Genomic DNA, 12,661 nt, shown 5'->3' with positions numbered 1-12,661 from the left:
AAAAGGCAACCGACGGCGTCGACGCGTCCTTTGATGATCGCAAGCGATATGCTTCGTCGCGAGCCCAGATTGCGGTCTCGGGCACAAGGCGAGATCACAGTTCTGCGATCTGTGGTAACGCGAGCCCGCAAAGCGCCGCTGCGGCCACCGCTTTTGGAATCTGGACGAGATTCGTCGTCGTCTGAGATCAGTTGATCGAGCAGTTCGCGCGCGCGGGACGCGCTTGCGGTGCAGTCTCTCCCGCGAGCTCGCCCGTGACCTTCTCATCGACGACATCCGAGAGCTGCGCGGACGGCCCTATGACCTCGTCGCTGTCGCCGGCGGCTGGAAGCACCTGACACGGCCGGCCTATGCCGATGCCATCCGCGCCTGCGGAAGCAGCGGGCGTGCCGTGGACCTGACGTGGTCGGACGTGCTGATGCTGATGTGCATCGGCACTTCCAGCCGATTACCCGCGCCGAATTGTCGTCGGTTTTCGGGAAGTAATCAGTCGCGACCTGATCGGCCATCTGCGGCACCGGCCTGATCGCGTCGAACCCGCGCAGTCCGACGCCCGGCGCTCCCTACACCTATGTGACGACAAAAGCGTCCTGCTCGAGTTCGGCCTCGACACGCTTCGCGATCTCCCGGACTGCGAGGCGCTCGAGGATGCCGGGCTGCTGAGCAGAGATGAGCTGCTTGCTGGTGAAATTATGCCAGAGTTGGCTAGTGGCCATGAGGATGCGGGTTTGGATACGGAGGAATAGCTTGGCGCTGCAGACGCTGTGGCCACCGGGCTTGCGAGTGCTTCCAGCTTTCCATAGCGAATCTAGCGCGCCCAAGGGCGTCCGAAATTTGTAGGCAAATTTCGGACATGGACACGGTCAGCGACGTCAAGCAGGCAGCGGTATGCGGCCTCTGCACCGCTGTCGCCCAAAAATTCGTGGCCATGGGCAAGCCCCACTTGAGACCCCCAGAGAGAACGCTCGTGAGCGATGGAAACGGTTTTGGTCCAAAGCTTGATACAGATGGCCTGCAGATGGGTGTAGGGTTTCAAAGCGCTCGAAGACGCGCCTTCGCAGAGTTAAAAGTCCGCGACGAACTCGTGTGTCGTTTGTCGCCAACTGCAAATTCGATAGTTAGCGCAATTATACTGCGCCGAGTCTGCCATCTCGAGCCCCAAGGGTTTGTGAGGCCTCTCGGCTCACCACCGCCTTTGCTAACCGCCGTGATTCCAAAGACGCGTGCCTTTACGGAGGGGGTCAAACGGCCTATATTATTCTTTATAAGGAGAAGAATAATGGGCACACTTGCTCGCATCTACACCCCCGCAGAGGCAGCCGCCGTCAGCGGGATAGGAATCAAGGCCGTGCACAATGCGATCGACAAACGCATTGTCGATACTGTGCCAAGCACTGCTCGGCGCATCGGTGGGGTCGTCCGACGGGCATTGACCGGCGAGGATTTGCTGCGGCTCAAGCTTTGGTATGGCGTGGGTGCGACATTGCCCGCTGATCGTCGCTACCGCCTGTTCGAGGAAATCAAAGCTGCCCCAAGGGCCAAGACCGTAAGGGCCGACGACCTGCTGATCGTCGACGTCGCCGAGGCACGTAAACAGCTCAAAGCGCGCATCGTGGATCTTGATGAAGCGGAGGCCGCCATCGGCCGCGTTAAAGGGGTGATGGGCGGAGAGCCTGTCTTCAAAGGAACCCGCATCCCTGTTCGTATGATCACGACGATGCTAGCGCAGGGCGCAGATGAAGCGGAGGTTCTGGAGGGATATCCGAAGCTAACGCCGCGCGTGATTGAGCTCGCCAGAATGTGGGTCGCCGCGCACCCGGTTCGTGGGCGGCCTAAGAAGCTGGTCGAGCAGGGCGTGAAAATAAAGTCGTCGAAGCGCGTGGTTTTGAAGGGCGACCCAGGTCCGTCGGCCAGGTCGAGACGCGTGTGACCTCGTGAGGTTTCTGATCGATGAGTGCCTGCACACGTCTCTGGTTGCGGTAGCCCAAGAACGCGGACATGAAGCAAACCACGTCAACTGGCTTGGGCTAAGCGGCGAAACCGACTGGGACCTCATGCCGCTCATTATCGATGAGGATTTCACCTTCGTCACCAACAATGCTAAGGACTTCAGGAAGCTCTATGCCAAAGAACCGGTTCACGCCGGCCTGATTATCGTCGTCCCTCAGGTCGGGCCTGAAAAACAGAGAGAGCTCTTCGATGCTCTCCTCGAGGATCTTGGCCCAGAGGAATTCCTGATTAATGAAGTTATCGAAATCGAGATCGAAAACGGCATTGCAATCGTAACACGATACGATCTGCCGTCGCCCTAGCTGAGGCTGCGCGATCTCCGCTTATGACCGACCCGGTTGCCAGTCGCTCATCTGCAAAATGTTACCGCCGAGTTTTGCAAACGCGCGTTGGCGGCAGGAGAAAACGAGAATCTGCTGATCGTGTGATTGACGATGCAAAGCGTCGAACATGCGCTCGATGCGGTCGTCATCGGAATAAACCAAAGCGTCATCCAGGATAACCGGTGTGGGTCGGCCGTCGCGGGCAAGCAAACGGGCGAAGGCCAGACGTGTCAGAACCGAAAGCTGTTCTCGCATGCCGCCACTCAACCTATCGACATCCTCATCCTGACCATTGCGGCGAACGGTCTGTGGCAACAGTGTGTTCTCGTCGAACACTATGGAGATGTCATCGAATAGCAATCCAAGCAGCGGTCGCAGCTCGGACATGACCGGCTTCAGATAAAGATCGCGTGCCGTCGAGCGCGCAGCGACCAGCGTCGTGCGCAGCCGGTCGAGGACGGCTTTTTCGAATTCGAAGCGTCTCGCTCGCTCTCCAGCGATTTCCAATTTTTCTGTGGCCTCGCGCAAAGCTTCTTCCACCGCGTCGTCGGACCGAGTGCGAATATGGCCATTGAGATCGGCCAGGGTTACACGCAACTGACTTGCTTCCTGTGTGGCGGCATCCTGAACCGAACGGGCGCGGCGCAGAACGGCTTCAGCGCTGGTGAGATCGCGAGCGCCGTCGCGCAGGGGAGCAGCGCGCATTTCGGCCGCTTCGCGCAGCTTTTGTCGTGCGGTGGCCTCGGTGAGCAGCAAGCGCCCCTTTTCCTCGCGCGCTGCATCGGGTCCCAATATGACCTCGAGGCTGGTCAGTTCCGCCTGGATGGTGACATAAGCCGTCTCCGCAGCCATGACAGCCTCGTCGGCATGGCTGCGCAAAGGCAAGGCCTCGCGCACGCTGTTGCGTGTTGTCGCCACACGCTGCTCGGCTGCGGCATGATGTTGCCGGATCTGTTCTGGATCGACTTTGAGTTCGAGGTCCCCGGCCCCGAGGGCACTCAGACGAGCAAGCTCCTCGTGTAATTGCTGTATCCCCTTGGGCGCGAGATCGGCAAGTCGCTGACGCGCCAAGCCCAGTTCGGTAGCTTTGTCGCGCGCTTCCACTAGGCGCTGGCGTGCCGTCCTGAGGCTATCGACACCGAGGGACGCAAGCAGGCTGCGGTGCTTCGCTTCGGCGTCTTCGATGGTCCGGTCGGCCTGCTGCGGCCGATTCGATCGCAGGGTCAAGGCTCCGATGCCGGCAATATCCAGGCGTACGGTGCCAGCAAAGCTTTGGTCTTCTGCATGGGGCAAGGGCTTGGCATCGATGGTCACCAAATCGGCGGCGCCGTCCCGGTATTCCATGCATAGCGTCGGCAGGGTTGCCAGGTGAGCTGCACGAAGGCTGGCGATCTCGATTTCGAGCGCCTGGAGTTGCTCGACAGCTTGTTCCGGCACCGCCAGCATCGCCAGTGCTGCCTCTCCATCTTCGATCTGGGTTCTGGCGACTTCGGCTTGTTTCAACCGGTTGTCCGAGCCGGCCAGTTGTTCGGCAGCGTCACGCGCCAAAAGAGTCGCATCCAGCCGCGCGAGCAATTCGCGTGCTTCGCGCTCTTCCAGTTCGGCTGCTTGAACTTCGCCCATCGCTTGTTCGTTTTCGGCAATGGCAGAAGCGCGCCGATCGAGAACCTCACTGCGGCGAAGCTGCGCAATCGTCGACTGCTGGCGCAAATCCGTGGCTCGTTTGAGCGCGGTCCGAAAACTATCGAGGGCCTGCTGCGCCGCGTCGTGGTGAATTGCGGCAAGGGCAGCTTCCGCCTCGGCGGCTTTCAAGGCTTCGCTGTGCGATTTGGCGGCCTCGACTGCGGCTTCCGCGGCCGAGATGGCTTCCCGCCGAGTGGCGCCTTCTTCGGGGTTTTCAAGCTCAGACAGACGCGCCAACGCCATGCGCCGCTTGTCGAGCGAATCGCGCAGACCGGTGACTTCGGCGCTGAGACGCTGCTCGTCTTTCACCAGCTTGTCACGCTCGTCGAGCGCTGCCGCATAGAGACCGCCGCTCTTGGGACGCAGCGTTGACGTAACCAGGCTATAGAGTTCTTCTTCACATGCCGCGGCGATTTCGGCCATGCGTCGCCCGCCGGTCAGGGCTTCAACTTCCCCCTGAACCGAGGACAGTAGGCTTTCGCGCACGCGTTTTTCGCCGTCCTCCTCGCTTTTGCTGCGCCTTTCGATGCCGGTGACCCCTTGGCGAACCCAGAGCAATCCTGCCGGTCCTGCGCTTCCGCCATGGATTAGTTTGCCGATAAAGGCTTCGGCCTCATCGGCTTGAGCCAACAGTCGCCCGCCGTCGAGGTCAATAACGCTGGCCAGCCTGCCGCCATAAAACTGCTTGGCAAGTCGATAGCGTCCTTCTGAAGTGGTGATGTCGGCCTCCACCACCGGATTGCCCCCACTGTAAGGCCGCAACAGTCGCACGCCTTCGGGTGTGCCCGTGTGAGGCTGGAAAAAGAGTGCGTGCAGCGCTTCGAAGAAGGTTGATTTGCCGAACTCATTGACCGCGCAAAGCACGTTGACGCCGTCGCCGATGTTTTCGATGGCGACGCCTTGCCCGGCGAACCGTTTGACGTTGTGGAGCCGAAGGGCCGTAAGTTTCATGATCCCATCGCCTCGCAATAGCTGAACAACCGAACCAGTGCTTCTCGCGATATGTCGCGTTCGACAGCCGACCGGGTTTCGTCGCTGCTTTCATCCAACAGTGCCTGCGCTGCCTCGCGAAGGGCACCAGAGCGGTCGATCCGATCCAAATCGCCACTTTCGCAGTCGGTCGCGAGCCCGTCCCCGTCCAGTTCCAGATAGGCGAAGTCGGGCGCGGCTACCGCGATCGCCGCTTGAAGGATCGTTCGCCCACTTAACCGCACCCGGCCAGACGCGGCAATTCGCAGCAAAGTCTGACGCCGCAGATGAGCCGGTGGAAGCAACGCTTCAAATGCCGCGGCGCTGTCGTCGCCAGACAGCAGATGCAGGGGAGCGGTTTTCCAGGAAAAGCTAGCTGTTTCAACGGCCACGATCTCGGGCACGGCGCCAGGCCCGGCAATGGAAACGACAAGGGCCTGACCGGGTGTATCATGCTTGAAACGGTCAGGTTCGGGCGCACCGCTATAACGGCTGCGCTCATTGATGGTGACGGGTCCGTGCCAGTCGCCAAGTGCCAGATAATCGAGGCCGGCCTTAGTCGCGCGATCTGGTGCAATGACATCGGACGCTGCTGAATCTTCGGAAAAGTTCTGAATAGCGCCATGAGCAAGGCCGAGCCGGATGGCGCCTTGCGGCGTCGCGGCGCTGTTCATCCACTCGGTAAGGTCGCGACCGGGTCTGCGGGTGGTGCAAGGTGCAGGCAGCAGCGCCACGTCCGCGCCAATGGTCAGGGTTTCGGGCCGCGTCGCCAGCAGGACATTGTCCGGCACAACGCTGTCCGCTGCACTCCACAATTGATCAGCCAACAGGGAATCATGGTTGCCAGGCAGCAATATCCAGCGCAGAGGCGCGCTCTGGCTCATCTCGGCCATGGCCTGCCGCAACATCGCTGGAGTGGGCGTTTCGGTATCGAACGTATCGCCGGCCAGAAGTATGGTGGATGCACCATGGACGCGTGCCTGCTCTGCCAGCCGGCTGATCGCGCCATGGCGCGCTTCACGGAGCCGCCCGCGCAGATCCTCTGGCATGTTGCCGAACCGCTTGCCGATATGAAGATCGGAGCTGTGGATGAATCGAAACATGGAGTCTCCGAGACTATGTCGATGCCAGGTTGCGCTGGGCGCGATCGATGGCTTCATCCAGCCGGGAGCGTGAAATCGCCGCAAGTCGCTCGACACCGAGCAGACGTGCAAGGTCGAGAGCGGGGTCGGACTGTTCCAGAATGTCCTCGTTCGCAACGACGACAGCGGCCAGCTCGGCGATTGGAATGTCGGCAATGGACCGGCGGGCATCGGCATCGAACGGCATGCGATAATCAAGCAGGTCGACCACCGTCCCTCTCTTCCATAGGAAGCTGCCGCTGGATTCTTCAGTTCTATCGAACTCGCGCAGATGCAGGTCGATCCGCTCCCGAATCTTGTTGCCCGTTCTGAGCCAGCCATGCGCCCGTGCGATGCGCTGCGCAAGGACGTCATCTCGCAGAGGTCCTTCCTGCTCGATCACCGCGTCGACCATGGACCGCAGCGTGCCTCGGTAGACGAAGTCATAAAACTGATCCGGGCTGGTGGAAAATCCGGTTAGATCAGTCAGGCGATAACGGCCGCCCGTCGGTACGGTATCATGCGTCGAATGCGCGGCCGCAGGCAAAATTCCTGCAGATGCCGATGGGCGCTCTCCCGTCGCGAGGGGAGCGGCGACAAGTTCTGGCTCTGATTTTATCGACGGATGTTCCGGTTCGCCGGCCGATGCTAGGTCTTCGGCTGGCAATGGGTCCATGGGGTCGACCTTATGTCCCATGTCCCAATGGATCGCGGCTTCACTTTCCTGTTGTTCAGCCTGTTTGCGACGGCTTTCCTCGAGCAGCGCGGCCAGGCTGGCATGAAGCCTCTCGGTGCAACCTTCGAGATCAAACCACCAATCGGTTGACCATACCCGGACAATGTTCCACCCGAGGCCGCGCAGGACCTGCTCGCGGACCTTGTCTCGATCTCGCGCCGTGGCAGAACTGTGATAGGTCGCGCCGTCGCATTCGACCCCAGCCAGATAGGCGCCGGCGAGATCGGGATGCCGGATCCCTATATCCACTCGAAAGCCCGAAATGCCGACTTGAGGAACGATGGTCCATCCGCGCTTCTCAAGCTCGGCAGCGACGGCCTCCTCGAAAGGGGATTCCAGGGCTCCGACCGATCCGCGTTCCTGCGCTGGCAATGCCACAGCGCCGCGTTCGGCAAAATCGAGAAAGGCTTTGAGATGCTGTACGCCGATCGCTTTGGTTCGGTTGGGGTCGATCTGGTCGGCGGCAAAACCTGAAAATACGATCAGTTCCTGCCGCGCACGCGTCACCGCGACATTCAGCCGGCGTTCGCCGCCGTCCCGATTCAGCGCGCCGAAATCCATGCTGCGCTTGCCGGCATTATCTTGCGAAAAGGTGATCGAAAACAGGATTATGTCACGCTCGTCCCCTTGGACATTTTCCAGATTCTTGACGATGGCGGGCTCAATACGCTCGTCGGCAAAGAACCATTCAAGCTCCGGCTCTGTCTGGCGTGCCTTGTCGAAAAGGTCGAGGATGAGCGACTGCTGTTGCGCGTTGAAAGTGATGACTCCGAGCGTGGGTCGGTCCTTTTCCGGTAGGGCCAGCCAACGCCGCATCCTGCTGACCGCCTCGTCGGTTACCGCTTGGGCATGGATTCGATTGGTGCGGCTTTTGCCACGGTCATAGATGCCGGTCGTGATTTTTCGCAGCTGAACTGCCCGATCTTCCACCGTTGGCGAAGGGAATGTGATGAGCCGGTTCTGATAGTAGTGATGGTTGGAAAAGGCGATCAGCGACTCATTGCGGCTACGATAATGCCAGCGCAGGTCACGTACCGGGATGCCGGCCGCTTTGGCTTCGTCGAGAATGCTCTCAAGATCCTTTTCGTGTTCGACGACTTCCTCGTCCTCCTCGTTGCGGCCAAAGAAATTGGTGGGCGGCAACTGCTTGGGATCGCCTACGATTATGGTTTGATGGGCTCGCGCGATGGCACCGACGGCGTCCCAGGTGGTGATCTGCGATGCTTCGTCGAAAATCACCACGTCGAACAGGGCTTGGTCGGGCGGTAGATATTGAGCGATTGAAAGAGGGGACATCAGCATGCACGGCGCGAGCTTGGCAAAGCTCGTCGGCATCGCGCCAATCATCTCGCGGATTGACCGGCTGGGCCGCTGCAATTCCATCTGATGGCGCAACAGGCCCAACTCGGAATTGCGCGGGACGCCTTGCACAGCCGGCAAACCATGAGCGATGGCACTGATGACGCGAAGGCTTGCTTGAGCGCGGACAAGATCGTCGATTTCCCGGAAATCTTCGATGGCGTGCTCGTGCTGGAAGCGACGGAAATTCCGCAGCACCGGATCGGCATCCAGCGTGGCCGGCAGCCACCAGCGTACATAGGCCAGGCGGAACGCGGATTGAGCTTCAGCTGGTCGCACTAGACCCGCCTCGATATCGTCGACCAACGCTCCCAGATTGTGACTGACAGCCCTGCGACGAATGCCGCACCACGAAGTCCAGTCCCGGAGAAGATGACGGGCGTCGAGCAAGTCTCCCATCGCAGTCGTCAATTCGGTCAGCGGGTTATCATGTTCTGCCCAAGAAGGCGTCTTTCCAGCAGGGATCGCAAATTGGGTCTTGGCAGCCTCGAATGCTGCAGAAGCCGCAAGGAAGCGGGCTGCCCCATAGCGCATCGTGCTATCTGCTGCACCGCTTCGCAGGCTCGGGGCGGTTGCTTGCAGGAGCGCTTTGAAATCCTCCGTGCCGAGGCCGGGCAGGCGTAGCGTCTGTCGAAGCCTTTCGGCCATCGAGAGTATCTGATCGATACGGTGGGTGTCGGTATCAAGTGCGGCAAATCCGATCGGCTTCCCAGATAGGATGTTGGCTTCGACAGTGGCCCGGCGGTCCTGCATCAGGCGCAACAGCAGCAAGTCGTGCTGAGGATCGGCTACCCCCTCTGTGACATAGCCTTGAAGCAGCTTCTGGACTTTGCGTTTGCCCAACTGACTGTTTGGCCAGAATGCAGAAGCGGCCTGCTGCCATTGCTGCTCTATGTCCTCCACCCGTATGCGCGCAACGGCAGCCTCGTCATAGCGGGCCGACAGGTCCTTGCGAGACTTGCGATAGTCTCCGATTGCCTCATTGAGAGTGGCGAGGGCTCCCCGCAACTGGGCGAAATCTCGATCAAAGACAATGCTGACGTCATAGCCGGCACTGTCCTGGAGTGCCGCTGCTAGTTTTCGCAGCGCTTCGAGCTCCGCTTTTGACGCGTCGCCTTTGGCGCGCAGGCCGATGCTCACCAGGAAGGCGTCGAGTGCGGTCGCTAGAACCTCGGACGCATTCTTGAGGGTCTTTGCCCCTTCGAGCAAATTGTCCTGCCAGCCTGACGTCCACTCGGTGACATCTATAAGACGCAAGACCGACCGCATCTCCACCGACTGAAATGCGAGACCTGTTTCGGCGGCAATATGCTCCAGCGCCAGCCGGTTTGCCTCGTCATGGGAATCGCGCGATGGCCAGGACAATCTCGGAGCGTGCTGCCGCTTGTTCTTGAGAGCGATGCCGAGCGCCAGATAAGGCGTCAGACCATTGACATGGTGCCGATGCAGCGCTTCGACATAGGCATTCAGTTCGTCGCGACGGACGCGAAGCCGCTCGTTGATCGCAATCCACTCCGCTGCGTCCACGCGCACGCCGCTTTCCCAGCTGATCCTGAGCTGGGTGAGAAAGTTGCGTCGGTCCGCCTTGCTGGAATGGAGTTCGAGACAATGCGCGCCCAGGCCATGTTCGCGCAGGCGGCGATACACCACATCGAGCGCCGCCGTCTTCTCGGCCACAAACAGCACGGTTTTGCCAACTGAAAGACAGTTGGCAATCATGTTGGCAATGGTCTGGCTCTTGCCAGTGCCGGGAGGACCGATGATGACAAAATCGCGACCCTCAGCGGCGGCAAGACTTGCGGCGGTCTGTGAGGAGTCGGCCGGCAGCAGCAAAACCATGTCGGACGGGGCATAGTGCCGGTCGAGTTCGCGCTCGTCGCGGAATGATGCGCCATTGCCCTCGAAAGCTATCTCCGGCGTGTCGATCAGATGGCGCACGACACGGTTTTCGCGCAGCGCATCGGTACGCTCGACCAGATCCTTCCACATGAGAAACTTGGCGAAGGAAAAGGTCGACAGCGCCGTCTCGTCCACCACCTCCATGCCGGGGACGTCGCGCACTGCCTGGCGCATAAGACCGAGCAGCCTCGGCACATCAACGCCGCTTTCGTCCTCGGGCAGCTCACCGGAAAACTGTGGCAGTTTGAGCTCGAAGTCGCGTTCGAGAAACTGCAACAAGGTTGCGTTGAATCGCGGTTCATCTTCATGGAAGCGCAAGGTAAAATGCGATGTTGCGCTGCGGCGCTCGATTTTGACCGGTACGAGCAGCAATGGCGCGCGATAGCTGCGCTCGTCCTCGGCCTTCTTCTTCCAGCGCAGGAAGCCGACCGCCAGGAAGAGCGTATTCGCGCCGCCCTCGGCAAAATCGTTGCGCACTTGCCGGTAAAGATCGATCAGCCGGGATTCCAATTGACGCCCATCGAGCGTCGACGGGAGCTCGTCGCGCAGAAGCGCTTCCGCGGCAAAGCCACGCTGGAGGTCACGTCCGTGCACCTCGCGATAGAGGACAGCATCCCGCTCGCCCAGTGGATTCTGTTCGGGGAGCGAAATCAGCCGGATCGAAGCGCCTGCCATCAGACGGTCCTCGAGGTAGCCGACGTCAGTACAAAGAAACGGAATTGTCTTCTTGGAGTCCGGAAAATTGAGCAGGCGGTTCCGCAGTGTCAAATCGAGGAGCTTTTTCTGCCAGCGGTCGATCCGTCCGGCCGCTGTCGTCGGCTTTACCTCGACGATCTCGACCGGCAGGGCTACCACGGCCGGTGCGGCTGGCAACGGCAACGCGATTTCGGTTGCCGCCTCTGCATCCACGCTGCGGCGCGTCGGTTCGTGCGAAGCAAGCGGTGTGATGCCGCCGCTGCGCGAGCGGCGTATATCGATGGCTGCGACAAAGGTGGCTACCTGCGTTTCGTCGAGCCGCTGTTCGATTGCGTGTTGGGCAGCCTCCAACGTCATCGCCGGCCGATGCGTCACGCCTGTCGTCTCAAACACGATGAGTTCGCGCGATGCCAGCGCCTTGCGGACCTCCATGGCATCGGGTTCAATGGCGTTGGCGAGCGTCCTTTGTGTCATCCAGACGCCGACGGCCGCGTGTCCCTGAAACATCAAAACGACGGGATGCAAGCCCGTCGCCTCCAGGGCGGACGCGAATAACAGACTGGTATCGAGACAGGTTGCCAGCTTTTCTGCCGTAATAATTGAGGGACGTCGAATTTTTTGGCCGCGGCTTTCGAAGCTCGCAGGTGGCTCTGCATAATGCAGCGATAGGCCAGCAATGGCCGAATAAATTGCGGCCGCCAGCATGAATGCGCGTTGCGGATTGCCGCTTTGATAGCCATCGAGGCTGGAAGGATGACCATGCGCTGCGAGCAGCTCCGCTGCGGAACGCAGCAGTCCTGCGATCGCCGGGTCGTTCGGCATGACGAATGCGGCGAGCAATTGCGCCATATCGACGACGCCACCCCATTCGTCGCGGGCAAGCAGGCGCACCGCAACGCGCTGCTCGGCCAGCACTGCGCCTCCTGAGGTTAGGCGCAACGTTATCTCCCCGCGCTCAGCCTCGTTGAGACCGGCCAGATAGCCGGCGTCGAGATCGATTTTTCGATCGCTTAAGGGAAGCCGGTCGCCAGCAACGATCCGATCAATTGTCCAGCTTTTGGCGCGCAAAAAAGGGGGGTTCGATGTCAGCTCGAGAGTGCATTTTTCGAAACCCTGCTGGGTCGGGTTGTTGAGCGCGATAGACCGGATCACCGGAATAGCATTTTGGAAGGACGCATATGTAAAGCTGGCGGCGATGTCCGCCACGACTTCTATTACGGGCGCGGCTGATATACCGGCAGCATCGCCAGTCTCCGAACTCGTTTCCATACCCCATCCCCTATTTTCATTTACGATAGAACTTTGCCGCCAGAATTTGAAAGTAAATTCTCGGTATGGTCGCCGCTTATGTCCAGCAGCATAGATTTCTAAAAGTGTTACCGCCCAGATAACGGTCGAAATGGAGACAGGCGATAATCGGTCGTCACGATTGGAGGGGATCCAAAAGTCGCGGAAATCGGAGCGCCGGCGCACGCTGCTGAAACCCAAGACGGGCAGGACGTCATCCGCAAATGTGTGGCGGTCCGGGCGCCATGGACCAAGCGTTGCGCGCCTATCGCGAGCGCTGTCGTGGCGCCTATCGCGGACTCGGACCCAGCCCGACAGTGACGGCGAACCTCGATCGGCCTATCGGTGAGGCGGTCGAATTCCGCCCATAGACTATCGAAAGGCACGCACTTCCAGCTCTATCTCCTCGTACGCGTTGCCGGCTACCTAAATTCGTGCGCGCGGTCCAATGCCTTTGATTGCTGATGTCGTTGTGGAGACGTTTGATCGCTGAAGCATTTGTTTGCTGACCTAGCGGCGCGGGGGGAGGTCATTTATTGGGTACATCTCCAGCACTCTATGTGCGATCGCGAGGAAAA

5 protein-coding genes and 1 pseudogene are annotated in these 12,661 nt (G+C 60.1%); 3 read left to right on the top strand and 3 right to left on the bottom strand.

From position 1 onward, the window contains the following. The first annotated feature begins 223 nt into the window (after window positions 1-223). The 3 genes and pseudogenes from EN818_RS33685 (at window position 224) to EN818_RS18980 (ending at window position 2,312) form a co-directional block, all read left to right on the top strand. Window positions 224-746, top strand: a pseudogene (locus EN818_RS33685) (SMC-Scp complex subunit ScpB). Window positions 747-1,279: 533 nt separating this feature from the next. Next, a complete protein-coding gene (locus EN818_RS18985) occupies window positions 1,280-1,930 on the top strand; it encodes a DUF433 domain-containing protein (protein WP_126057624.1) in 651 nt (216 codons plus the stop codon). A 4-nt stretch (window positions 1,931-1,934) separates the two neighbouring features. Further along, complete coding sequence (locus EN818_RS18980) at window positions 1,935-2,312, top strand: DUF5615 family PIN-like protein (protein WP_126057625.1); 378 nt, start codon at window positions 1,935-1,937, stop codon at window positions 2,310-2,312. A gap of 21 nt (window positions 2,313-2,333) precedes the next feature. Here the strand turns inward: EN818_RS18980 and EN818_RS18975 are convergent, their stop codons facing one another. The 3 genes from EN818_RS18975 to EN818_RS18965 are packed head-to-tail and all read right to left on the bottom strand — an operon-like array spanning window position 2,334 to window position 12,065. Beyond that, a complete protein-coding gene (locus EN818_RS18975; RefSeq protein ID WP_126063810.1) occupies window positions 2,334-4,967 on the bottom strand; it encodes an ATP-binding protein in 2,634 nt (877 codons plus the stop codon). Next, on the bottom strand, window positions 4,964-6,088 hold the full coding sequence (locus EN818_RS18970) for a DNA repair exonuclease (RefSeq protein ID WP_126057626.1): 1,125 nt from the start codon (window positions 6,086-6,088) through the stop codon (window positions 4,964-4,966). Before EN818_RS18970 ends, EN818_RS18975 begins: the two co-directional genes overlap by 4 nt. A 13-nt stretch (window positions 6,089-6,101) precedes the next feature. Continuing rightward, complete coding sequence (locus tag EN818_RS18965) at window positions 6,102-12,065, bottom strand: DUF3320 domain-containing protein (RefSeq protein ID WP_135905047.1); 5,964 nt, start codon at window positions 12,063-12,065, stop codon at window positions 6,102-6,104. Window positions 12,066-12,661: the final 596 nt, after the last annotated feature.

The organism is Mesorhizobium sp. M3A.F.Ca.ET.175.01.1.1, from assembly GCF_004791945.1.
Classification (GTDB): Bacteria; Pseudomonadota; Alphaproteobacteria; order Rhizobiales; family Rhizobiaceae; genus Mesorhizobium.
The sequence above is the reverse complement of the archived record's forward strand: the minus strand, read 5'-3'. Positions and strand labels throughout refer to the sequence as shown.

Coding starts and splice junctions, on each gene's coding strand:
- EN818_RS18975 (WP_126063810.1), bottom strand. CDS start 4,967: ATGAAACTTACGGCCCTTCGGCTCCACAACGTCAAACGGTTCGCCGGG.
- EN818_RS18985 (WP_126057624.1), top strand. CDS start 1,280: ATGGGCACACTTGCTCGCATCTACACCCCCGCAGAGGCAGCCGCCGTC.
- EN818_RS18965 (WP_135905047.1), bottom strand. CDS start 12,065: ATGGAAACGAGTTCGGAGACTGGCGATGCTGCCGGTATATCAGCCGCG.
- EN818_RS18970 (WP_126057626.1), bottom strand. CDS start 6,088: ATGTTTCGATTCATCCACAGCTCCGATCTTCATATCGGCAAGCGGTTC.